Below are 25,297 nucleotides of genomic sequence, written 5' to 3' on the forward strand. Positions count from 1 at the left end.
ATATGCTTATTCATAAAAAGATCATTTCTGCATCACTTATACTTTACCACAAACAACCAACCCCCTCAGCATCATTATAAACTAATATTAATATTCTTTACGGTTACAACAGTGAACTTTTTTACAGGCTGAGGCGTCTCAGGAAGAAAATATCTCTTCTTGCGATGAGGCTTGTCATTATGTCTTCTCGGTACCCGGACAATAGGATTAGTGACACGGCTGCTCTCGCTCTCAAAAGAAGCCCTTTTTGGAAAAAACAAAGAATTGTTGCTATTCCTGCCTGTAATGAAGAAGACCACATTATTCCCTGCCTTATGGCACTTGCAAAGCAATCATATACTTTTCCGGATAAGGTTATTCTGTGGATCAACAATACCACAGACAAAACTTACGATCTGGCACACTCCCTCCAGGATACGCTCCCCTTTACGCTGGAGATTATCCAGACGGTTTATCCATCTCATCTGGCAAGTGCCGGACTAGCGCGCAGAGACGCTCTGGCGCATGCCGCCAGACATGCTCCCTCCAATGCGCTGCTCTTTACGACCGATGCAGACGGAGAGGCCGCAAAAGACTGGATATATCGCACGCTTGAAGCGTTTGCTCATTACCCGGTCGACGCCATTTTTGGGCGGGCCCTTCTCTTACCGTCGGAAGCTGAGAAAATTCCCTTTCACCTGCATCAGGATGAAAGAGCTGAGCAGGCCTACGGCGCACTCCTGGAACAGATTAGTCTGGAATTGTGCCCGGAACCCCACGACCCCTGGCCTCGTCATATCGAACATTCGGGAGCCAGCATCGCCGTAACACGTCAGGCGTGGGCGCTGGTGGGCGGAATTCCGGATGTTGCAACAGGAGAAGATCGGCAATTTTATAAAACATTAAGACAACACAGCATTCGTGTGCGTCATGCACCAGACGTGGTCGTTTACGTTTCTGCGCGCCTATCTGGCCGTGCACAAGGCGGCATGGCGGAAACCCTGGCGCGCAGGATACGTGCGCAGGATGATTATATTGACGACATTTTTGAAACAGTCTCGAGCAGATTACTCCGCGTTCGCAAAGAGCTGGCAGACAAAAACAAAAACCACTCCACACCAGTTCTTACTGAACTTCCTCCTTTACGTATCCGTCGGGATGATTTGGAAAATCACGTAAAACGCGCGCGACGCGTGCTTAGCTTTCTGCGCCAGGCTCGCTCTCTCCTTCCTGAGAGTTTGGAACGTAAGACAGCCGATCAATGCGATAGCTGCTCTCCCGCACGCTAAGATCTGGTTCCCACTGCAAGTCGCGACAAGCCTGAATGAAACACTCAGAAGCCTGATCGCCCGTGCATGGGGTATCCGTCGGACCAGTCCAGTTTACAATCAGAATGCACCCCGTTTCTGTCAGGCTTTGTGTCACCCTAACTGCAAGGCGCTGAATATCACAGGCACTGAGAAAATAAAGAATTTCGGAAATCAGGACGAAATCGCATCCAGATGCTGCCAGAACAGGATAGTCCTCCGGCAAGAACGCCTTTATAAAAGTAACATGTCCCAGCCCCTCACACCGGTTCCTAGCTTTGTGAAGAGCTGTCTCTGAGGCATCCACGCTCACTATCCGTTTGCAGTACTGAGCAAGAGCCAGAGTACTAACCCCTATTGCACATCCCAATTCCAGAGCGAAAGACACAGGACGAGCGGGGAGACATTCCAGAACCCTGGCTAGTTTCTTCTGTTCGTAAAGACTGTTTTCAAAATCCCAGGGGTCATGCCTTTTCTGGAAGAGATTTTCAAAAACGTCTGGTCTCCATGTTTCCTTGCTCATGACGCGATAAAAATCTCATACGGCTGGAGCATTTTTTCCAGTAAGTGCTCAGGCAAAACAAAACCGTTTGGATCATCTTCCACAACAAGACCCATCTGGCTCCGATGAGCCTCAATGGCGCGCCGTTTTGTATGTAGAAAAGCTTCGACATTGAGACGCCACCCCGTAGGCTGCCTCTCATTGAGTTCTTTGTCAGGAGGAAGTGTCAGCCCCCAGACGGGATAAGCCAGGAGCCTGAGGTCTGGTCGTAAAGCTCTTAATCTCTGCGCCATGACCCAGACTGCTTCATGATCGCAATGAGGATCATGAAGCCACGGAACAAGGATATTCTGGCAATGATACCGTTCCGCAAGATCGAGCAAATGCTCCACAGTCTTCTCGAAAATGCCTCCTGCCTGTGGAACAGCGGAATCCTGAAGCCCCAGGAAAAAAAGGCGATCGGAAACAAGCCCCAGCGCATGGGCCGCATTCCTGCTCTCTTCCTGCCGGCGGAGAGCCAGTCGTTCAGGTGGCCAGAGGCGCGAACCGGGATGTGACGCTGCTCCGTCTGACACAAACACCACCACAGGTGGACGCCCCTGCATGACGGCCTTCGCGATAAAGCCCCCACATCCCAGACTTTCATCATCCGGGTGGGGGGCCAGTATCAGGGACGTTCCCGGCGCAATGTCATCAAAAGAAGCGACCGGAAACCGGCTAAAACGCTCAAGTATTTCGTGAACCTTCATAGACTTTCTTCCGGCCAGTCATGATTGACAAACCATCTGGCGGCGTCTGTCAGGGTCTCGTCCGGGGCTGGCTGTCGCAGGTAGGTCATCAAATCTCTCATGACCAGCTCAACCGCTTTGCCTTTCACAAACGCAGACAACCCCAGGCCTCTTTGAACAAGCGTTATCAGCTCCAAAGCGGCCCGTTCAACAGCAAGGCGAGCAAGATTAACAGTTGCGACCACCTCTTCCGAACTCATCCGGGTCGAATAAGCGGCTTTTGCAGCCTGCTCCACCCACATGGCAGCCGTTTTTTGCAGGATGAGCGCCTCCCCAATCCGGCAGAGTTGATGTAGGTTTTCCGCTCGCCCTCGTTCCACCAGTTCTTGCCTGAAAAGATCAATCAACCGGTCCATTCCTCCCAGAGCAACAGCGGACCCTCTCCAGGCTCCTGCAGAGAATTCGGGCTGCCGCAAATAATCTCCTGATGATCCGAGAATATGATCTGGAGAGATCATAACATCTGTAAAATCATAGGCGCCCGTGCCACTCGCCTGCATTCCCATTAAGGCTCCCGGCCCCGGCCTCCTGCGATCAGCCTCAGTTGTGGGCACCAGAAGCATGATGGAGTGCCCTTGCGAAGTCGTCGCTGTTATCAAAGCCAGACTGACCTGCCTGATGCCGCTGGCAAACCCCTTACTACCAGCCAGTCTGTACCCCCCATTCTCTTGTCTGATCGTGACAGGGGGCACGCCGTCAGTCACCCATATCCCTGCCAATATTCCGCCACGCAGACGCAGAGCAAATGCACACCGCTGCTCTGCTGTCCCGTAAAGCTCTACAAGACGCACAACATTAACGTGTCCTTCCAGACAACGTCCCAAGGACAAGCTTACGTAACCCGTTCGCCGCAAGAGGGTTAAAAGAACAAGTCCTCCCTCAGGTAACCGACAAAGATCAAGCCCACCCTCGTCCTGCGATAAAAGAGCTTCTAACGCGCCAACTTCACGCAGGGCCTTAAGAAATTCTATGGGAAAAACATTTTCTCCCGGGATGCAGGATGCTGCTTTCCATTTATCGAAAAAAGTTTTTATATCTGCTCGGAAACGAGAAAGATCCTTCAGGGACGTCTTTTCATCTGAAGTCCGCATATTTCAGCACCCATCCCCATTACCGTCCATTCTGTAACGTATGGCCAGTGTTTCCGGATGCTGCATTGATGAGTGACTTCTGGTCACTTTATGTTGAAAATACCTCCTTCTTACCGGTGGGTGCGAAAACGAAAGTCGTTACATCTCCACCACGCCGCTCATTTCCCCATCACAAATACTTGCAAAACCAGCCTCTTTTCCCGGCACGCACAGCGTGCCTAACGGGACGCAATAAGAACATCCAAGGGCACAGATCCATAAAAATTATTCAGATCAAAGGTAGATGAATTTCTAAAAGAATGTCCCCATAAAATGCTTTTCCACTCCCCACTCCTCTCCCCCTCGTTTAGAGAGAGCTGTGTTGTCTTCCATCCATTCTGCTGACTTCGCAAAATTTCATCCAAGGAAAGAGACAGAGCGAAGCGCGTCACAATAACAAGCATTTTCATATCTTCCGAAAAACATTGAAATGCCACGACATTATCAGACAGCACACCTTGAACTGAAACAGCGTGGTATCGAGGGTTTATAAAGAGTTCGGGATAATCTTCTCGGAGCTTGAGAAGCTTACAAATAAGGTTCTGCTTGATCCGCCCATCCCGCCAACTGGACGCCAATGTCGCCAGATTGTCGTCATCTTCAAGATTTTTTCTGAGCGTGGAATAGTCTACAGCCCGTCTGTTATCCGGATCAACAAGACTAAAATCCCACCCTTCCCGCCCCTGATATAAATCTGGCACGCCGGGAACTGTAGACCGTAATATGACCTGGGTAAGGCTGTTCAGAGCAGCAGCCGGAGAAATATGATCCACAAATGCGGAGAGATCTTTGACAAACGAGGTATGCAAAAGCTGTCTTACAAAATTCTGGCAATTGTCTTCATAACCCATATCCGGGTCAGCCCAGCTTGTTCTTATTCCTCTCTCACGCATAGCTTTGGTCAGATACAACTCCAGCCTGTCGGGCAAATCAGAAAACTCCCGTGCATCGAGTGGCCATGCCGAAATAAGGGTCTGGTAGAAAAAAAATTCATCGGCTTTACTCACAGAAGTATCTGCGTTTCCGACATCGCGTAAGAATTTATTGTTTGCAAACCAGACAGCTACCACCTCCGCCCAGTTCGCCTCAGGTTCACTGAGAACCATAAGGCGTGCCCTGCCGTCTTCACCTCTTTTGTGATCGTGTGTAGCGGTGCACAGCAAAGATTGAGGGTGAGACGTAAGGCGCGCCAGATTTGTCTGATGAAACGCCTCTCTGTTTTTGGAAAAAAGAGCCGGGTCTGTCCCGACTTCATTTCGGGAGAGTAGTCGGGCATAACGGTAGAAAGCCGTATCCTCACCTGACTTGGCAACAAGAGGCGCCGTCAAATGTACAAACATATCCTGAAAGTCTTTTCTCTCAAAACTCTGAGAAGACGTCTGGCTTAAAAGCTTTTGCAAGGTCATCAGCAAAGGCGTGGCGTGCGCTGGCAGCTTTTTCTTCGCACGTTCACAGGCTGCGCATAAATACGAACGGCTCTGCTCACTCAATCCCGTCCCGGAAAAATAAACACGATACACAGGGAAAGCCAACAGTATCTCTTTTAATACACAGGCAACGGCGTGGGGCGTAACGTCCTGTTCCGGAGAGAAGAATTCGGCAAGTGATACGATTAAATCCTGAAACATCTTATAGAATGAAGAGTTCAGTTTTTCATCTCGAGCGACCCTCACGACTTTTTCATAAGGGTGCGGCCCCAACTGCGCCCATAGGGCACTCAGCTTTTCTTCGCCCGCCGGATGATGCTGGAGCAGAGAGGCCTGTTCCAGAAAATCGTAACCCGTTGTGCCGCTTACGCACCATTCTTCCGGCAGAAGTTCGCCGGTTGAGAGGATTTTCTCTACAAAAATGAAGGGCTCATTGCGCAGGTTTTCTGGTCTCTCATGCGTCAGAGCGTTCAATGCCTGCTTTAACTCCTGACAATACCGCGCAGGCTGAAGCAATCCATCCACATGATCAATGCGCAGGCCATCAATCAGGCCTCGCCGGTAAAGATCAAACACATAGGCATGCGTACGCGCAAAAACGTCAGGTCGTTCCATCCGCAGAGCAATAAGCGCCGTCACATCAAAAAACCGTCGCCAGTTAATCAGATCACCCGCAGTCTGCCACCAGACAAGTTGATAATGTTGCTTTTGCAAAAGAGCCAGAAGATTGGATTTCCCCTCCAGGGTCTCAGGATTGAAAAACTCTGCAAAACACCCTTTTTGAGCGTGGGACAGACTTTCCGGTGCGAGAGGAAAAATTTTATCTTCGTAAGTGATGACAAAAGAGCGTGTATCTTCCTGATAAGAGACACGGATTTTTTGGTCTTCTAAAATTTCTTCCAATGGTTTTTCGAGGAACGGAAGAATAACTTTATGTGTCTCCCGCTCAGTGGAAACACTCCAGTCGATATCGAAATAATGCGCATAGTGACTCTGTCGACCGTATTGCAAAACATCCTGCCACCAGGCGTTTTGCGGGTTTGTCGTCATGTGATTAGGCACAATATCAAGAATAAGGCCCATATCGTGCGTGCGCAGCGTTGCGACCAGAGCCAGAAGCCCCTCTTCCCCGCCTCGCTCCCGGTCAATAAAATCCCAGCTTATTGTATCATACCCATGGAGAGAACCTGAGGCTGATGCCAAAAGCGGAGACGCATAAATATGGCTAATACCTAGTTTTTTAAGATATGGGACCAGCAGAATAGCATCATACAAAGTATAATCTTTATGGAACTGAATCCGGTAAGTCGCCCGCAATGATAGTGTCATGCCACATCCTCCATACAAGCGACCAGCGAGAAAGGCGGTAATAGCCCTACCCGTCTGTTTTCAGAAGATTCATAAATGAGATGATACGTCTCCAGGATATCGTACTGATTTTCAGAAAAATTCATAAAAATAGTAAGAATTTTTCCGGCATCCAGTCGCCATCGGGCATAAAGAGCACCGACACCTAATACGTGGACGCCAGCACTCTGAACATTGTGCAAATACGGGACAATCCATTCCCTACGCAAAGTCAAAAGCTGCCGGGTCAGGGCAAGCCAGGTCGTTCCAGTCTCCGTCTCTCGCGCAGCTCTCTCTGGCCGCGAGGCTTCAAAGGTCTCCAGCGCATTCGGGTCAGGAATACGGTTCCGATTTTTCTTATCCTGAAAAGCTGCAAACTGGGAAAATTCTTTCCGCCGCCCTTCCCTGACCTGTTCGGCCAGTTCACCATGAAAATCACAGAAAAAATAAAAGGGCGTCAGGCAGCCCCATTCTTCTCCCATAAAAATCATAGGAATCATCGGGCTTAAAAGAAGCAGCGCGTAAGCTGCTTTGACCGCCTCTGGCTTTGCCAAAGCCAGCAACCGTTCTCCTAGCGCTCGGTTTCCCGTCTGGTCATGATTTTGCAAAAAGAGAATAAATTTCGTAGCAGGGAGATCTCCACTCGCCATCCCCCGGTTTTTACCGGAATAAGGGTTGAACTGCCCTTGATACACAAAGCCTTCCGCCAAAACCCGCGCCAGATCCTGCGTGGGATCTTTAGAAAACATTTTATAATAGCCTTCATGTTCTCCGGTTAGCAGAACATGAAGGGCATTATGCCCATCATCATTCCATTGGGCTGTAAAGCCGTCCCGGAGCAAACCGGCATCATTATTCTCGTTTTCCAGAATCAAATGAACATGGCGCCCCGGCTCAACAGTTGCCTTGACTCTCTCTCGTAAAGCACCGAACCATGTATGGTCTGAAATGGCCGATACGGCATCAATCCGCACACCATCAAACCGATATTCCATCAGCCAGTACAGCACATTCTCAATAAAAAACTTGGCGACTTCCGGTTTATCAAAGGCAATTCCTGTGCCCCAGGTCGAATTCTTTTCATGGTCAAAAAACGCGTCGGCATAGACGGGCAGAAAATTTCCTTCAGGACCAAAATGATTATAGACAACGTCCAAAATAACCATAAGCCCGCGCGCATGCGCTGCGTCAATCAGGCTTTTCAGTTCGTCCGGAGAACCGTAAGGAGCCGCCGGGGTATAGGGTAACACCCCATCATACCCCCAGTTTCTGGTCCCTCCGAAACTGTTGATAGGCATCAACTCAATAGCGGTTATGCCCAGTGATGCCAGTTCATCCAGCCTCTGACTGATGCCGCTGTATCCCCCAAGCAAACCTGCATGGAGTTCGTAAATTACAGCTTCATTCCACGGCCTTCCCTGCCATTCAGGGCATTGCCACTGATAAGCATCAGGATCAGTCACAACACTGGGTCCCAACACCCCCTCTGGTTGACTACGGCTTGCGGGATCGGGAACGGACTGGCCTCCGGAAACACGAAACAGATAACGCGCCCCTGCTCCGCACGCTGCCTTCAGACTGAAGTGCCCTTGCCCGTCAGACCTCATTTTCTGAGCGGCCATCCCTTCAATCTCCAAAAACACCTCGTCACTTGACGGCGCCCAGAGCGTGAACACTGTCTGCTCATCTGCGAGCAGTTCCGCACCAAACGTTTTTCTAAAACGAAATGTCTGCATGGTCAGAAGCCTTTTGAATGAGGGCAAATGCCTATGGGGCAACCGGACTAAAATAAAGAACCGAAAGAGGCGGAAGCGTTGCCACGACACAGGCTGGCATTCCATGAGCAGGCACATCCTGCGCTTGCAGCCCTCCGGCATTCCCAACATTGGAACCGCCAAAACACGAGGCATCAGTATTGAGGATTTCGTACCAGTATCCGGTGTGTGGCACGCCAATGCGGTAATTATAGCGCGGCACGGGCGTCATATTGCAGACAATCAGAACAGGGGCAGCGTCAGGCGCATGCCGCACCCAGGCAAAAACACAGTTCTGCGTATCGTCAGTAATAAGCCACTGAAAGCCGTGATCGCTGTAATCACCTGCGTATAAAGCGGGATAAGCACGATAGAGTCGATTAAGAGCTGCAACAGTCTCGTGCATTCCTTTGCCAGTGGCATCCTCCAGCCGGTGCCAGGCAATCTGCCCGTCATGGTTCCATTCCTCTCTTTGCGCCAGCTCTCCGCCCATAAAAAGCAATTGCTTACCGGGATACGCCCACATGAGCCCATACAGACATCTGAGATTAGCGTGCTTCTGCCATTCATCTCCGGGCATACGAGATAGAAGAGAGCCTTTGCCGTGCACAACTTCATCGTGAGAAAGAGGAAGAATAAATCGTTCAGAATAGGCATAGACCATGCCGAACGTCAGATCATGCGCATGATATCCGCGCCAGAGCGGGTCCATTTGCATATAGCGGAGCGTATCGTGCATCCAGCCCATATTCCACTTGAACCGAAACCCCAGCCCGCCTGTTTCCGGCGGTGCCGTTACTCCCGGCCAGGCTGTCGATTCCTCCGCGATGAGCATCACATCCTCATGCTGGTCCCGTATCAACGTTGAGAGTTCATGAAAAAAGGAAACGGCCTCCAGATTTTCACGCCCCCCATAAATGTTGGGCTTCCACTCCCCTTCTTTACGGCTGTAATCGCGATACAGCATGGATGCGACGGCATCGACCCGCAGGCCATCAATATGAAAACGTCGCAGCCAGTAAAATGCGCTGCCCAGCAGGAAGCCGCGGACTTCGTTTCGGCCAAAATTGAAAATCAGAGTGTGCCAGTCCTGATGAAACCCCTCCTGCGGGTCAGCATGTTCATACAGATGGGTTCCATCAAAACATGCCAGTCCATGCGGGTCAGAAGGGAAATGGGCAGGCACCCAGTCCATAATTACCCCAATCCCTGCCTGATGGCATCGGTCTACAAACGCTGCAAAGTCATCCGGAGAACCATGCCGGGCTGTAGGGGCATATAAACTGACAGGCTGATACCCCCAGGATCCCGCAAAAGGATATTCAGTGACCGGAAGCAATTCTATGTGTGTAAAACCAAGCTCCTGAATATACGGAATAAGGGCATCTGCGAGACTGCTCCATGAGATAAACCGCTCTCCACTATCCGGAAGCCTCCAGGACGGCGCGTGCAGTTCGTAAATAGAAATAGGAGAGTTTACCGCTTGTCGTTGACCTCTTTTCTGCATCCAGTCAGCATCATGCCATTCATAAGCCAGCGGTCCTGCGACCCGTGACGCTGTTGCAGGCGGCTTTTCGGCAAACCGCGCATAAGGGTCCGCCTTTGCTGGTAAAATCTTGCCTTCAGCAGAAAGAATTTCATATTTATAACGCTCTCCTGCATTAAGGCCGGGAATAAAAAGCTCCCAGACACCTGCTCCATGCCGCACGCGCATGGGGTGACGTCGCCCATCCCATATGTTGAAATCACCAATAACGGCAACCCTGCGTGCGTTAGGGGCCCAGACAGTAAAACGCACACCCTTCACACCGTTTATTTCCAGACAATGCGCGCCCATCATCTCATCGGGTGAATGATGCCGCCCTTCTGAAAACAGATGCAGATCCAGATCCCCCAGCAATTTTCCAAAACTGTAAGGATCAACAACATCCTGCCAGCCATCAGCCCATCTGACCCTTACAAAATAACGCAGGCTCCTTTTGGGAATTGTTGCGCTGTACACACCATGAGGATGAATACGATACATCTTCTGCTCAAGCGGGAGACCTTTTGCCGGAGTGGAGACCACCATGACTTCAAGAGCATCCGGAAAAAAGACGCGCACAATATCGCCCCGCCCATCAGGATGGCGGCCCAGCACGGCAAATGGATTGGAGCTAACGCCGTGTGCCAGATCCTCAATCTGCTGCTGAAGAGCAATATCGGCTGTTTTTCTGTTTTTGGGTGTAGAATTAGAAAGCATTGCAATACATACCGCTTTATCCTGCCAATAAGAGGACTGCTTATCGTAACGTCAGGCGTGGGTGCCTGTACGCTTCAGGCTCTCGGGCCCTGTACTTCTCGAACCACCGGGCGGCATGCGCGCGGGCTGAACTCTGCGCAGCGTACGCACTGGGCGTTTCAGAACATCTCCGCGCCGTGGTGCAATTTCATCGTGTGGCGCTTTATAAGAGGACGAGCAGCCAGCCAGTTCTCTGAAGAGTTTGGCATAGTCAGCGGCCTTCCCTTCCCACGAAACATCGTGAAGAGCCCCATTGCGCTGCAAGCGTGCCCAAACAGACTTCTGCTGGAACAGCGTATAAGCCCGCCGCACAGCGCCCAGAAGTGTTTCACTATTGGTCGGTGCGAACAAAATGCCGTTTGCCACACCTTCAGAAATGGCTGCGGAGTTGGCATCGACAATCGTGTCGGACAAACCACCGACCCGCGCTGCAATCGGGACAGACCCATAGCGCAAAGCATGCATCTGGGTCAGGCCACACGGTTCAAACCGAGAGGGAATAAGAGACGCATCAACCGCAGAATGCAGTTTATGCCCCAAAATTTCACTATAGTTCAGGTGGCAGGCTAACTGATGCGGATATCGGCTTTGCAATTCCGCAAGAGAGTGCATGATCTCTCGGTCACCCACACCGACAATGGCAAGCTGCACATCCCATTCAAACAGGCGAGGCACAATTTCAGCCAAAATATCGACGCCTTTCTGGGTTGTCAGACGGCTGACAAGCCCTAGTAAAAAGGTCTCTGCCTTTTGCGGCAAACCAAACTCTGCCTGAAAAACTCTTTTATTGGCACGCCGTCCAACAGTATCACCCACAGCATAAGGAAAGGTCACGGCCGGGTCTGTCAGAGGGTCCCACTCTTTGAGATCCAGACCATTTAGAATACCGCTCAACGCAGCGGAGCGCGTCCGCAACAAACCATCAAGCCCCATCCCATATTCGGGCGTCTGAATTTCTTCCGCATAGGTAGGAGAGACCGCGGTAAGACTATTTGCAAACAAAAGTCCTGCTTTCAGAAAGCTGATCTGCCCATGAAATTCCAGACCTTCCAGAGCAAAAGCCGTTGATGGCAGGCCGTATGTTTCAAGAGTCTCTCGCGGAAAAATGCCCTGAAACGCGAGGTTATGAATGACGTGGGAAACAGGCGGAGCCTCTACGCCATCATAATGCAGGTAGGCCGCCACGAGCGCTCCCTGCCAGTCATGCGTTTGCACGACAGCGGGCCGCCAATGTTCCAGGCATCCCTGCGCAATAAAAGCGCCGACGCGCGCCAGAACGGCATACCGTATGCCATTGTCGGGCCAGTCCTGCCCCGTCGGGCTTCCGTAAGGGTTCCCCGGCCGGTCATAAAGCGCAGCAACATCAACTACGAAAAGTGACCGTCCTCTGGCGACACCTTCCCATAAGGTCACGGCATACCCAAGGACGTTTTCAAACTGTTTTACAATCCGCCGCTCTGTCAGACCTTTCATGACGGACGGATAGCCCGGCAGCAAGGTATGGGTTCTTATTCCATAAGGCATCAACGCCGCCGGCAGAGACCCGACAACGTCCCCTAACCCACCGGTTTTTATCAGTGGATACATTTCTGAAGCGACGGAAAGGACGTTCAGAGTAGCAGGCGGCATTGCAACAGGGATCTGCGTCATGGCTCATGCCTCTTGAGTGTCTTGGTCGTATCGCTGTTCACCGACGGACATGATGCTGGGTGTCAGAGACGGTCAAACAAAAAACGCTGGCTATGGCGGAACGTCCCCGGCACACGATTATGTTATCAAATCTCTTCATTGAAAGTGCGTTACCACCTCAAGAATGCCACGGTTTCGCCATGGGGCGAGAAGCTGGCAGAGCATTCTGAGCTAAGTTGGACCGCCACCCATGAGCTTTCCGCGTCGTCAAGGCTTACGTGAAGGGAACCCCGTGGAGCGAGGCGCCACGTATGATGGATCAGGCGTCAATTTTGCAGTGTTTTCCGCGAACGCTAAGGCCGTCGACATCTGTCTCTTTGATACGGATGGCAAAACTGAAACAGACCGCATTCGCCTGCCTGAATACACAGACCAGGTCTTTCATGGCTGGATACCGGACCTGCACCCGGGTCAGCTTTATGGTCTGCGCGTCCACGGCCCTTATGAGCCAGATGCCGGACACCGCTTCAACCCCAACAAACTCCTGCTGGACCCCTATGCCAAAGGACATTCTGGCAGTCTGCAATGGGACCCTGCCCTGTTTGGCTATCAGTTAGGTCATCCCGATCTTGATTTGAGTTTTGATGAGCGGGACAGCGCGCCCTTTATCCCAAAATGTATTATTTCCACACCATCCCGCCGCAGAAACAAACCTCTGAAAACACGATGGTCTGATAGCATTATTTACGAGACCCACGTCAAAGGTTTCACACAAACCAATCCGCTTGTCCCTAAACGTCTGCGAGGCACCTATGCCGGTCTCTGCCATCGCTCAATGCTGGATTACCTGAAGTCGCTGGGGATAACCTCCGTTGAGCTTCTTCCCGTTCAAAGTTTTGTCAATGACCAGTATCTTATAGAAAAGGGCCTCACAAATTACTGGGGCTATAATACGATCGGTTTTTTCTCCCCCGATACACGCTACGCAGCCAACCATGCGGACCCGGCGACAGAATTCAGGCATATGGTGGCCAGTTGCCATGCTGCGGGTCTCGAAGTCATTATGGATGTTGTCTATAATCACACAGCGGAAGGAAATGAGCTGGGCCCTACGCTGTCCTTTAAAGGCCTGGACAATGCCTCATACTACCGCCTTATTCCTGATAATTTGCGCTATTATATTAATGACACCGGGACGGGAAACACATTTAACCTGACGAACTTGCGCGCCATACAGTTTGTAGCAGACAGCCTGCGTTACTGGGCCGAAGATATGGGGGTGGATGGTTTCCGGTTCGACCTAGGCACCATTTTAGCACGAGAAAAAGAGGGCTTCGATCCTGAAGCTGGTTTTTTACGTGTTTGCCGACAAGACCCGACTTTAGCGCACCTGAAGCTGATTGCAGAACCGTGGGATATCGGCCCTGGCGGCTATCAGGTTGGGAAATTCCCTCCCAGCTGGGCAGAGTGGAATGATAAATTTCGTGATACGGTTAGAGATTTCTGGCGCACTGAAGAGCGTGCTTCCGCTTTAGCTACACGCCTTCTTGGCAGTCCGGACCTGTTCAACCATAGCGGACGTCAGGCATGGTCTAGTGTCAACTTCATTGCGGCGCATGACGGTTTCACGCTTAAAGATTGTGTTTCTTACGAGCATAAACATAATCAGGAAAACGGCGAAAATGGTGAGGACGGTTCCAACGTCAACCGCTCCTGTAACTACGGCGCCGAAGGCCCTACAGATGATGACGCCATTAACACGCTGCGTTGGAGACAATGCCGCAACATGCTGGCCACCCTGCTGCTCTCCCAAGGCACTCCCATGCTACTGGCTGGCGATGAGTTTGGTCGCACCCAAAATGGCAATAACAATGCCTACTGTCAGGATAATGCGATTTCCTGGTTGAACTGGGCCATTGAAAAAGAAGGAAAGAGCCTTCAATCTTTTACGCAACGCGTTATCAGTCTCAGAAAACGCTTTCCTATTTTAAGACGCAGTCGTTTTCTGACGGAAGCCTACAATAAGGATCTCGACGTTAAGGAGTTGACGTGGGTTAGCGCCAGCGGTCAGGAAATGCAGCAGGAAGAATGGGATCATGCGCAATGTTTTGGCCTGATGCTGGATGGCCGCGCCCAGCCAAGCGGTATCATCCAACGCGGTGCAGATGCCACCCTCCTACTCATCCTCAACAGCTGGAATGACGTTGTGGAATTTACCCTTCCTGAAGCAGAAGGCGGCGCATGGAAGATGCTTCTCGACACTAATCGCCCGGATGATGGAGCAGAAATAGAGAAGAATACTTTCCAGCAAAAAGCATTATTCACCGTAACCGGATACTCTCTTTTAGTTTTTGAACTTCTTGGAACCTGAGAGCCACATTGCGGGGCATTCCTATCCCTCACGATCGACCGTCCCGTAGAGTGACAGCACTAAGTATCTAGCACGGTCTGGGAATTTTTCATTGTCTCTATTGGGAAACTTTTCTCTGGATGGTCTCTTATGATCTAACAAAAACCAACAGGAGCACAAATCATGCCTCGAGGTGACAAATCTTCCTATACGGACAAGCAGAAGAGACAAGCACAGCATATCGAACAAAGTTATGAGCAGCGAGGCGTCAATGAAAAAGAGGCCGAGCGCCGTGCATGGGCTACCGTTAACAAGGAAACAGGGGGTGGTAAAAAAAGCGGTTCAGGCAGAGGTCATGACGTGACGCCTGAACACTCTCCAAAAAGCAGGAAGAAAAATGCCGATGCATCGGCTCATCGCCCGACAGAGGGACCTCCTGCTTCAACACAAAAAGGCGATAAACCCCGGAAAAGCAAGTAACCTTTTCATATTGAAGAGGATTTTTTGTTTTTCTCGGTGAGGTAGCGATATAGTCTCTGAGCATCCTTGTTGAAGGATCTTTTGGGCGCGTTTCATTAATCTGCCTCACTCATTTTCTTTATTTAGGCAGAAAATTTTACAGAGAACAATATCGCCACTTTTTCCGTCTCAAACCGCTGTAAACAATACTTCCCCGTCAGACAGCGTGCTGATTCACACTTTTCTCAGCAATGCGGGTCAGTTTTTGATCGGCAGATTTTTCTTCTTCCAACGTCTGTCGCAAAAGAGCTGCACACTCTGCGCGGCCAAGCTGTGTTGCATAGGCGATCAGGCTGCCATAACGAGTAATTTCATAATGCTCTACGGCCTGAGCAGCCGAGAGCATAGCAGCATCACGAACTTCCGGATCATCACAGTCACTAATGATATCCTTTGCCTCAGCGATGATACCATCCATAGCCTGACATGTTACACCTTTAACAGGCTGGCCGTGGAGCTCAAACACCTGCTCCAATCTCCGCACCTGCCCTTCTGTTTCCGTCAAATGACGTCGGAAGGCAGCCTTCAACTCCGGGTCGGAAGCCTCTTCGGCCATAATGGGCAAGTTCTTAACGATCTGGTTTTCGGCATAGTAAATATCCTGCAGAGTATGCACGAACAAATCATCAAGAGTGTTTATAGGTTTCGAAAAGAATCCCATTTTCTCAGTTCCTTTCCAAAAATATATCTACCGTTTGGCGGATATAAAACATTTGGCAGACTGCTTGGAATATGGAGGCTCCGGGGGCACCAGCAGCATTGCCGCTCCCCCCGGCACCTGACGTAACGTCAGATTTTTTTGTGGCTCTGCTGACCAGCTTTGACGTGCTGCTCATGCGTGCCGCCACGGGTGCCAGAGCTATGCTCACCGGTGCCCTTTTCAGTCTGAGACCCAGTGGTATTTTTATGGCTTTGCTCCCCAGCCTTAACGTGCTGTTCATGCGTGCCGCCCCGGGTTCCGGAGCCATGCTCACCTGTGCTCTTTTCGGTATGGGTGCCACCGGTGTTTTTGTGGCTCTGCTCGCCAGCTTTGCTGTGCTGGTCATGGTTACCGCCTTGGTTAGCCATTTTACCATTCCTTTTTTCTGAGAAGAGACGGCCTTCTTCGTCTGGCCATCACATGGCAAACCCCGTGGAGCAAATGAAGTTCCAAACCAAAAAGATAATTACAAATATTTCATAAATAAATGTCATAGGATTAAAATAAAAATTTACGTTTTTCTTCTTATATCGAAATATTATTGATCCTTTCATTTAAATTACGGTAGCGTCACTAGCTTTCCCCTCATTGCTTATCCCTAATGTGTGCCGTCCTGTTTACCAGAGAAGAAAGGGGATATTACAAGATGATCTGTTGGGGGGCGATAAAGGATTTTCTGCCCGACCATAAGGCCGCCATTTATAACATGACAGCCAATATCCTCTATTGAGCACAGTCGTGTGGTATCGCTATCGCAGCAATATTCCCCAAAACGGTCTTGCCCCAAAACTAGAGAATTATTGACTGACGACAGACCTACAATCACCAAATTATTTTCTATCGTAAAAACTCTAAGAAAATTCATTTTGAAATTTTATTTATTAAAAATTTATATATCTCAATAATATTTTTTTTAAAAGATTTTCGAATAACTCCAATTCTATCGTGCGGTGAATTCCACTGATCCCAGCAAGGAAGGAAACGCATGAATGCCATCGTTGTGACGGCGCTGAAGCGACCTTACACATTTATTGTCCTGTCGCTGCTCATTCTCGCTTTTGGTGTGCTGTCCCTTTTCAATGCTCCGACCGATGTGTTTCCAAATATCCGGATTCCCGTTGTGTCTGTGGTATGGACATACGGCGGCATGCTGCCTGAGGAATTTGCTGGCCGTATCACCTATAATTACGAACTGGCCGTAACCTCCACGGTAGAGGGTATCGAACATATGGAAAGCAGCTCCTATTATGGCAGGAGCATCGTCAACATCTATTTCCAGCCCGGCACAGATATTGGGGAAGCTGAGGCTGAAGTCACGGCCATTTCTCAAACTGTTATCAAACAGTTACCCGACAATATCCCTGCCCCCATGGTCATGCGGCTGGAAGCATCATCCGTTCCCGTTCTGGCCCTTCAGATCACCTCTGAAAAACAGACCCCGTCTGATCTATATAAAATCGCCATGACGCGTATTCGGCCCATTCTGGTAACAGTTCCGGGTGCAGTTCTGCCTCATCCTTATGGGGGCATGGACAGCTTTATTATGGTTGCCCTGAACCAGAAGCAGTTACAGGCACATCATCTTTCAGCAATGGATGTGCAGAATGCCCTGCGCAAACAGAACATTGTGCTACCGGCAGGCGATCAGAAAATCGCCACAACAGACTGGATGGTCCAGACCAACGCCACCCCGCGTTCCATGAAGGAACTCGGCGACATTCCGGTCAAACGCGTTGGAAATGCCGTTATTTACGTGCATGACGTGGCGCAGGTTTACCGTGGCGGCCACCCACAGACCAACCTTGTTCTGGTTCAGGGCCGTCAGGGCGTTGAAGTGGTCGTGATGAAAAGTGGTGACGCTTCGACACTGGATGTTGTGGCACGCACCAAGGCACTTCTCCCGCGCCTCCAGAAACTTGTTCCACCTGACGTGCATATTTCTCTCCTTAGTGACGCATCAGTTTTTGTGAAAGATGCCATCAAGGATGTTGTGCGTGAGATGGTAACGGCTGCCATTCTGACAGGCCTTGTGGTTCTGCTATTTCTGGGGTCATGGCGCTCCACCCTTATTATCGCCACATCCATTCCACTGGCCATTCTCACCGCTATTATCTGCCTTCTGCTGTCCGGTCAGACTATCAATGTCATGACACTGGGCGGGTTGGCGCTGGCTGTCGGTATTCTGGTGGACGACGCCACCGTCATGATTGAAAACATTGATACCCACCTTGAAGAAGGCAAAGAGCTGGAGCCTGCGATTATTGACGCAGCCAACCAGATTGTGGTCCCGACACTGGTATCAACCTTGTGTATCTGCATTGTCTGGACACCGCTCTTCCGGTTAAGCGGTGTTGCCGGCTGGCTGTTCATGCCTATGGCAGAAGCCATTGTCTATGCCATGCTGGCATCCTTCATTCTGTCACGCACCTTAGTGCCGACCATGGCCAAATATCTTCTGGCCGGGCAGGTCCATCCGGGTCTGCACAGTGATGAGCATCTTGCTCTCCCCAAAGGTTTTCTGGGGCGTTTTCAGAATCGGTTTGAACACGCATTCCATAATTTTCGGTCTGGCTACGGTCGATTGCTCGAACGTATCATTGCGCGACGTGGCATTTTCGCTTTGAGCTTTCTGGGACTATCCGTTCTTTCTATGGGATTGTTCCTGATATCCGGCCAGGATTTTTTCCCGGAAGTAAAATCAGGCATGATGCAGATGCACATGCGTACGCCGCTGGGTATGCGTATTGAAACAACAGGCCGCATCGTCTCTCTGGTTGATGACCGGATTCAGAAACTCCTTCCGGGGAAAGTCTCCGGCATCATCAACAACTGTGGCTTGCCCGAAGGGCCTCATAATCAGGCTTTCATCCCAACCCCTTCTATCGGCACGCAGGATTGTGACCTGACAATCTCGCTCAAGGATGAGGAATCTCCGGTCTGGACGTATCGTAAACTGCTCCGAAGCGATTTATCGGCCAGGTTCCCAGGCAGCGTCTTTACGTTTCAACCTGCTGACCTGACAGAAAAAATACTCAACTTCGGATCACCCGCGCCTATTGATATTCAGGTTTCTGGTCCGGATATCCGTGACAATTATCAGTATGCCCGCCTTTTGGTGAACAAACTGCGCACCATTCCCGGCACGGCGGATGTGGTGATCCAGCAAACCATGAAAACACCGACCTTGTTTGTGCATGGCAACCGTACATTTGGTCAGGCCACAGGCATGACAGAAGCGGATATTGCCAATAACGAACTGATGACACTCTCTGGCAGTCAGACGGTTGATCCCCAATACTGGCTTGACCCGAAAACAGGTATCACGTTTCCGCTTAACGTCTATGTCTCACAAGATCAGCTGACCCATTACAATGATTTGCTAACTATCCCTGTCGATAAAGGCGATAATGACCCTAAAGGCACAGATATGCAGCTTCTGGGCAGCATCAGCACTGTGACGCCAACCGGAACACCCGGCCAGGTATCCCACTACAATTCCATGCCGGAAATTGATGTCTATGTTTCCGCTGAAGGCACGGATTTGGGGTCAGTTCTGGCAAAAGTGAAGCAAACCGTAGCCAGCACGCAAAAAGACCTTCCACAAACAGCCGCTGTCGATATCCGTGGTCAGGCAGTCACAATGCATGGGGCGTATGGAGAACTCATTGCGGGGCTGGTTGTCTCTATTGTGCTGATCTACATGCTGATTGTTATCAACTTCCAGTCATGGATTGATCCTTTCATCATTATTTCCGCACTGCCGGGAGCACTAGCCGGAATCGCCTGGAGCCTGTTCCTGACCCAAACTCGCCTTTCTGTTCCGGCCTTGACGGGAGCCATTATGTGCATGGGAACAGCAACGGCCAATTCCATTCTGGTTGTCTCTTTTGCGAAAGAGCGTTTCTCCCTGCACGGCAACGCCCTTGTTGCAGCTGTAGAAGCCGGGTTTGGACGTATCCGCCCGGTTATTATGACAGCCTCTGCCATGGTGATCGGTATGGTGCCAATGGCGACCAGTAATTCGCAAAATGCACCGTTAGGTAAGGCTGTTATCGGCGGCCTTATTGTCGCAACGATTTCAACGCTTCTGTTTGTGCCGTGTGTTTACGCAATTTTCCACAATACCTCTCATACAAAAAACCGCAGTCCGTCTGAAACGGGCCATGACAATGGGCAGGAGGCCGTCTGATGTCCGCACTTACAAAAAACCGTCTGTTTATGGGCGCCCTGCTGTGTGTGCTTGTGGGATATGTGGCTTATCTGGAACTCCAGCACCTCCGTAATCAGGTCACGATCCAGGCTGATGCAACCCATGCCAGTGTCCCCGATGTTGCTGTAGTTCAACCCAAACCAGCGCCATCGACACTGGCAATGACGCTGCCCGGAAATATTAACGCCTGGTACGAAGCCCCCATTTATGCGCAGGTCTCCGGTTATGTAAAAATGTGGCACAAGGATTACGGCGCGCCAGTAAAAAAAGGAGATACCCTGGCGGAAATCAATGCGCCAGGGCTGGACGCGCAATATGCACAGGCCAAGGCTGACCTTCAGGTAGCGCAGGCGAAATACGGACTGGCCACTGTGACGGCCAACCGTTGGCGTTCAATGGGAAAATCACAAGCGGTATCGGGGCAGTCTGTTTCTGTTCAGAATGCGAATGAACAGTCGGCCCGTGCTGCGCTTGAGGCAGCCCAGCACAATGTGGACCATTATGACGCGCTTGAACGCTTCAAAACCATTGAAGCCCCGTTTGACGGCGTTGTAACGGCCCGAAACATCAGTGTGGGAGATTATGTTGCCGCAGGGGGCGGCAATCTGAACGCCAATGGCACGGCCAGTGAACTGTTTACCGTAGCTGATACCCATGAGATGCGTCTTTTCGTCTCCGTGCCAGAAGTTTTCTCTTATGTTCTGAAACCGGGATTGAAAGCCCATGTGATAGTTCCCCAATATCCCAACCAAGTTTTTACGGCCAATTTTCTGACAATTGCCAAGGGCTATGACCCGAACACCCGCACTGCCGTTACAGAATTCACAATCGATAATGCTGACCAGAAATTGTGGCCGGGCACGTTTGCCAGCGTCTCGCTCTCCGCTCCTGCTGAAGGCGGAATTTATACAATTCCAACTGGAGCATTAGTATTTCAGGAAAAAGGCATGCAGGTTGTCACTGTCGATCCGCAGAACAAGGCCCACTATAAAAATATAACCGTAGGCCGGATGTCAGATGCCTATACGGAAGTGGATGCCGGATTGAGCCCGAGCGACCATATTATCAACAACCCTCCGGCGGATCTTCTCGAGGGGCAGACCGTGCGCCTGAGTGTACCAGAAAAAGGATATCTGGCTTCCAGCAGCAACAGTGACGAGGAGGATGACGAATGAGCATGATCCTTACAGGCCCCCAGACATCTCCCGACAAGAATATGCTCGTGGCTAACAAAGCCAAATCTCTTCTCGGAAAAACCTTCTTGCGTCATCAGATTTCAAAAGGTGCCACTCTTGCGGCACTGATGGCACTTAGCGCGTGTGATTTGGCTCCAACCTATCAGGCTCCTCACTTCATTGTGCCTGCCTCCTGGCACGGGCAAGGCTTGTTCCGTGAGGCACAGCCGCAGGATACTGTCATACGGTCTGACTGGTGGACACTGTTCAATGACCCAACGCTGAATACGCTTGAAGCTCAGGCGATGGACGGCAATGCAGACCTGCAAGCCGCAGCGGAACGTTTTGTTCAGGCGAGATCCATTGTTATGGAAGCCCGGTCTGACCTGCTACCGCACTTTGCACTGGCATTTGGGTCCAGTAACAACAAAAGCTCTTCAGACAGGCTGTTCCGCTACAAAGGGCCGATTACCGCCACGGATGAGTTTTATGGAGGCATGGCCAGTTGGGAGCCGGACATCTGGTCTTCTATTCGCAACCGCGTGCGGGCGCAGAAGTATTACGCACAGGCACAGGCAGCACAGTATGCCTCTGCCCGGCTTAGCCTTCAGGCCGAACTGGCAACCGATTTTTTTGCGCTCCGCGGGCTTGATGCACAGAATGCTATTTATGAGCAATCCATCAGCTATTATCAGCAGGCACTCCGTGTGACGCAGACACGCCTTGATAATCAGGATGCAACAGGCATTGATGTAGCACGCGCCAAAAACCAGCTTTTCATGACGCAGGCACGCCAGCTGGATGTGCAGGCACAACGTGAAGTGCTGGAACATGCTCTGGCTGTTCTGGTCAATGCGTCGCCTTCATCCTTTCATATCCCTGAAATTGCCGATCAGGATACGGCGGAACCTGTTTTTCCGCTGGGTATGCCGTCCGAACTGCTGCAGCGCCGTCCGGACATTGCCGTCGCCGAGCGTGAAATGGCGCAGGCCAACCGGGCCATTGGGATTGCGCGTGCCGCATTTTACCCGCATGTGTCTTTCAACGCGAATGGCGGCTTTGACGCAAACGGGTTTGATCTGGCCAATCTGGCAAACAGCATGTGGTCTTACGGCGCCTCTGTTACTATGCCGCTGTTTGAAGGGGGGCTGCGCAGAGCCCAGCTTCAACGCACATGGTCAAACTACCGGGAAACACGCGACCATTATCGTATGGCGGTTCTGTCTGCCTTTAAAGATGTCGAAAACGGCCTGTCCATGACGGCACGCCTTCGGGCAGAAAATAACCGCCTGAAACAGGCTGTTGAGGCCGCAATGCAGTCACAGACTTTAACCATGACACTGTATAAAGGTGGCGCTGACGGCTATCTGGATGCCTTGATTGCTCAGGTCAACACGCTTGATGCCCGTATTGAACAGGCACAGGTGCAAGCCCGTGCCCTTCAGGCCACCGTCGGCATGGTTCGTGCCTTGGGTGGTGGCTGGAACGACAAACTCCTCCCCTCGCCTGATCAGACCATGACGTTCACAGGCTTTCAGTATGAAGGATTGCATCACCCTGCTCCCGTTGGTGGTATTGATATTACGCCCAATCCTGAACAGTACGAGAATCTGACAACAGCCGCACCGACACCGCCCATGGCCGGCACATTATCCCGAACGTCGGTGCCCTCTAAAAACTGATTACCTAGCCTCATAACAATCTGATTTCCGTGACCACCCTCTGTATGCTCCTGCGTTACAGGGGTGGTCATGTCATACTCTCACCATTGTTTGTGAGAGCCTGAGCCATTCTGCGCAGGTGTTTCACAGAGAAACCTCCGTCACCCCGCATGCGGACGGGACGTCATGACGGACAATCTCGTTTTTAATTCAGAGCCTGAAGCAACGCTTTATGAAAAGCCTCTGGAGCCTGTAACTGCGGCGTGTGCCCCACATTGGGAAATTCAACCAGCTTTGCACCGGGAATGGCTGCCGCTGCGGCTTTGCCGAGTTCGGGGTAGTGTCCCAACTTTGCGCGCACATCAGGGGGAGCGCCATCACTGCCAATTGCGGTCACATCTTTATCCCCGATCATCAATGTTGTCGGAGGAGTGAGCCGTGGCAAGTCATAGATCACAGGCTGTGTGGCAATCATGTCGTATAGCAAGGCGGAATTCCATGCGACACTATCGGCATCTGGCCCCCGATACATGCCTGCAAGCATCTGGACCCACGGTTCGTAGTCCGGTCGCCATTCATCTGCATAATAGACTTTTTGTTCGTAAGCCCGGATCTGCTCAGCCGTCTTGCCCCGTTCACGGGCATACCATGCATCAACTGTCCGATATGGCACACCCTTAGCTTGCCAGTCCTCCAGCCCCACAGGGTCAACCAGAACCAGTCTGGAAATATCCTTTGGAAACATAAGAGCATAACGAATAGCCAGCATTCCGCCAGTGGAGTGCCCCACCAAAGAGACCCGTGAGATATTCAGGTGCTTTAGAAGCTCATGAGTATTGCTGGCAAGCTGACCGAAACTGAACTGATAGGCCTGCGGCTTGCTGGATTTGCAAAAGCCAATCTGGTCTGGGGCTATCACCCGGTAGCCGCGGTTAGCCAGAACATGAATCGTATTGTCCCATGTGGCAGCACAGAAGTTTTTTCCGTGCAGAAGCACAGCGACCCGCCCGTTAGGATGGTCCGGCCGGATATCCATGTAAGCCATATGCAACGTCTGTCGCTGGGACTGAAAGGAAAATTTCAATACAGGCCACGGATAGGAAAAACCCTGTAATTCAGAACCGTAAACAGGAATATCCTGTGGCGCAGCCCGTGCTTCTGAACTGCAAAGCAGGGACGCTGCTGCCAGCAACAGGTAGAGAGCAGGCCGTTGGCCTGATCGAATGTTCTTCATTCTTCAACTCCTTCCCTACAGGGATTCTGTCAGATTATTGGACAGTGACCTTCCTCTGGACAAAAGGGAACCAACAAATAGTCTCGGCTGTTCTTTCCTATGCTGAAAAACAGCTGGATAAGCATTGTCTTTTATCCATCATCTATCAAAACAGGAAAATTTCTTATGCTTGGAATTGGAGTTCTGGGCTGTGGCCGTATCGGTGCCATGCACGCCGCCAATATTGCTGCCCATACCAGAGCGCGTGTAGCGGCAGTGTATGACATCAACCGTGCGGCCGCACAGGCTGTATCTGACGCAACCGGCGCCCCTGTGATGGCATCAGCGGAGGAAGTCTTTGCCTCACCCGATGTCGATGCTGTGCTGATAGCAACAGCAACCGATACCCACGCCGATTTGCTGGAGCAGGCACTGGCGGCAGGTAAGCCCGTGCTGTGCGAAAAACCGATTGACCTCAGCCTTGAGCGGGTAGACCGCTGTGCTGCTGCCATCGCACACACGACCTTGCCTGTCCAGATCGGGTTCGTGCGGCGTTTTGACCCCGGCCATAGGGCAGTGTTTGAAGCCGTTCGTAACGGCACCATAGGAGAGCTGCATCAGCTTATCGTTACCTCACGTGACCCCGGCTTTCCACCAGAAGCTTATCTGGAAAAATCTGGCGGGATCCTGCGCGATATGACGATCCACGATTTTGATATGGCTCGCTTCATTCTGGGTGAAGAGCCTACGCGCGTATTTGCTGTGGGGTCGCGCCTTGCTGACCCTGTTCTTATGAATGCGCTGAATGATGAGGATACGATCACAGTTGTCATGACAACCTCCTCAGGCAAGCAGGCCATTCTTATTAATTCACGTGAAGCCACCTATGGCTATGACCAGCGTGTTGAAGCCTTTGGCAGCCTGGGAATGGCGATTTCTGAAAACCGACGCCCCCATCATATGGTGTTGTCTGGCAGCACGTTTACCGACCACGCGGCTCCTTTGCTGAATTTTTTCATAGAACGCTATCGCGAGGCGTTTGATGCGGAGATTGATGCTTTTGTAGATGCCGTGGAAAATAGCACCCCTGTTGCCGTAAGCTACAATGACGGAAGGCAGGCACTCGTCCTTGCCGAAGCCGCGCTGAAATCTCTGCAGGAAGGACGTATCGTGGACGTAAGTGAAATCGGGTAACATCAACGTTCAGGCCATGCGGCTGAAACTGCATGGCCAATTCTGCCATTCTGAAGTTTCAGCCTTTCAGGTTCTTCAACTGGCCGTCTATTTTTACTGCCCCCGCTGCTGGTCCATATACTCGTTATCTA

Annotated in this window: 17 protein-coding genes; 7 read left to right on the forward strand and 10 right to left on the reverse strand. The window is 51.1% G+C overall.

From position 1 onward, the window contains the following. The first annotated feature begins 179 nt into the window (after nt 1-179). Nucleotides 180-1,268 (forward strand): glycosyltransferase family 2 protein, encoded by a 1,089-nt coding sequence (locus HK23_RS11295; RefSeq protein ID WP_086654065.1) that lies wholly within the window; start codon nt 180-182, stop codon nt 1,266-1,268. On the opposite strand, the gene HK23_RS11300 is transcribed toward HK23_RS11295, so the two are convergent. The 7 genes from HK23_RS11300 to glgA all read right to left on the reverse strand — a co-directional run bounded on the left by HK23_RS11300 (nt 1,177) and on the right by glgA (nt 12,165). Continuing rightward, on the reverse strand, nt 1,177-1,809 hold the full coding sequence (locus HK23_RS11300; RefSeq protein ID WP_086654033.1) for a class I SAM-dependent DNA methyltransferase: 633 nt from the start codon (nt 1,807-1,809) through the stop codon (nt 1,177-1,179). The two genes, HK23_RS11295 and HK23_RS11300, sit on opposite strands and share 92 nt — an antisense overlap. Further along, entirely contained in the window at nt 1,806-2,537 is a 732-nt protein-coding gene (locus tag HK23_RS11305; RefSeq protein ID WP_086654034.1) for a PIG-L deacetylase family protein, read from the reverse strand. Before HK23_RS11305 ends, HK23_RS11300 begins: the two co-directional genes overlap by 4 nt. Then, nucleotides 2,534-3,667 carry an acyl-CoA dehydrogenase family protein gene (locus HK23_RS11310; RefSeq protein ID WP_086654035.1) on the reverse strand — a complete coding sequence of 378 codons (1,134 nt, stop codon included), beginning with the start codon at nt 3,665-3,667 and terminating at the stop codon, nt 2,534-2,536. The genes HK23_RS11305 and HK23_RS11310 overlap by 4 nt, the downstream gene beginning before the upstream one ends. Before the next feature lie 218 nt (nt 3,668-3,885). After that, nucleotides 3,886-6,462, reverse strand: coding sequence for a malto-oligosyltrehalose synthase (gene treY / locus HK23_RS11315; protein WP_086654036.1), 2,577 nt, complete (start codon nt 6,460-6,462; stop codon nt 3,886-3,888). After that, nucleotides 6,459-8,216, reverse strand: a complete 1,758-nt coding sequence (treZ, locus tag HK23_RS11320; RefSeq protein WP_086654037.1) for a malto-oligosyltrehalose trehalohydrolase — start codon at nt 8,214-8,216, stop codon at nt 6,459-6,461. Before treZ ends, treY begins: the two co-directional genes overlap by 4 nt. Nucleotides 8,217-8,247: 31 nt before the next feature. Next, nucleotides 8,248-10,476, reverse strand: a complete 2,229-nt coding sequence (gene glgB / locus HK23_RS11325) for a 1,4-alpha-glucan branching protein GlgB (RefSeq protein WP_086654038.1) — start codon at nt 10,474-10,476, stop codon at nt 8,248-8,250. Between the two features lie 51 nt (nt 10,477-10,527). Then, nucleotides 10,528-12,165, reverse strand: a complete 1,638-nt coding sequence (gene glgA / locus HK23_RS11330; protein ID WP_086654039.1) for a glycogen synthase GlgA — start codon at nt 12,163-12,165, stop codon at nt 10,528-10,530. A 229-nt stretch (nt 12,166-12,394) separates the two neighbouring features. Between glgA and glgX the strand changes: the two genes are divergently transcribed. Together glgX and HK23_RS11340 are read left to right on the forward strand one after the other, a co-directional pair. After that, nucleotides 12,395-14,515, forward strand: a complete 2,121-nt coding sequence (glgX, locus tag HK23_RS11335) for a glycogen debranching protein GlgX (RefSeq protein WP_086654040.1) — start codon at nt 12,395-12,397, stop codon at nt 14,513-14,515. A gap of 162 nt (nt 14,516-14,677) precedes the next feature. Continuing rightward, entirely contained in the window at nt 14,678-14,974 is a 297-nt protein-coding gene (locus HK23_RS11340) for a plasmid stabilization protein (protein ID WP_086654041.1), read from the forward strand. A 196-nt stretch (nt 14,975-15,170) separates the two neighbouring features. On the opposite strand, the gene HK23_RS11345 is transcribed toward HK23_RS11340, so the two are convergent. Together HK23_RS11345 and HK23_RS11350 are read right to left on the reverse strand one after the other, a co-directional pair. Beyond that, nucleotides 15,171-15,674, reverse strand: a complete 504-nt coding sequence (locus HK23_RS11345; protein WP_086654042.1) for a YciE/YciF ferroxidase family protein — start codon at nt 15,672-15,674, stop codon at nt 15,171-15,173. 128 nt (nt 15,675-15,802) lie between these two features. Further along, nucleotides 15,803-16,081 (reverse strand): hypothetical protein, encoded by a 279-nt coding sequence (locus HK23_RS11350; protein ID WP_086654043.1) that lies wholly within the window; start codon nt 16,079-16,081, stop codon nt 15,803-15,805. 617 nt (nt 16,082-16,698) lie between these two features. Here HK23_RS11350 and HK23_RS11355 point away from each other — a divergent pair. From HK23_RS11355 to HK23_RS11365, 3 genes are read left to right on the forward strand one after another with little or no spacing between them, the layout of a single operon-like run. Continuing rightward, nucleotides 16,699-19,902, forward strand: a complete 3,204-nt coding sequence (locus HK23_RS11355; RefSeq protein WP_086654044.1) for an efflux RND transporter permease subunit — start codon at nt 16,699-16,701, stop codon at nt 19,900-19,902. Beyond that, nucleotides 19,902-21,098 (forward strand): efflux RND transporter periplasmic adaptor subunit, encoded by a 1,197-nt coding sequence (locus HK23_RS11360; protein ID WP_086654045.1) that lies wholly within the window; start codon nt 19,902-19,904, stop codon nt 21,096-21,098. Before HK23_RS11355 ends, HK23_RS11360 begins: the two co-directional genes overlap by 1 nt. Before the next feature lie 41 nt (nt 21,099-21,139). Further along, a complete protein-coding gene (locus HK23_RS11365) occupies nt 21,140-22,780 on the forward strand; it encodes an efflux transporter outer membrane subunit (protein WP_086654066.1) in 1,641 nt (546 codons plus the stop codon). A 184-nt stretch (nt 22,781-22,964) separates the two neighbouring features. On the opposite strand, the gene HK23_RS11370 is transcribed toward HK23_RS11365, so the two are convergent. Next, nucleotides 22,965-23,993 carry an alpha/beta fold hydrolase gene (locus HK23_RS11370; RefSeq protein WP_086654046.1) on the reverse strand — a complete coding sequence of 343 codons (1,029 nt, stop codon included), beginning with the start codon at nt 23,991-23,993 and terminating at the stop codon, nt 22,965-22,967. Between the two features lie 165 nt (nt 23,994-24,158). Here HK23_RS11370 and iolG point away from each other — a divergent pair, with 165 nt between their 5' ends. Beyond that, entirely contained in the window at nt 24,159-25,166 is a 1,008-nt protein-coding gene (gene iolG, locus HK23_RS11375) for an inositol 2-dehydrogenase (RefSeq protein ID WP_086654067.1), read from the forward strand. The last annotated feature ends 131 nt before the right edge of the window (nt 25,167-25,297 follow it).

It is taken from the genome of Acetobacter malorum (assembly GCF_002153605.1).
Lineage (GTDB): Bacteria > Pseudomonadota > Alphaproteobacteria > Acetobacterales > Acetobacteraceae > Acetobacter > Acetobacter malorum_A.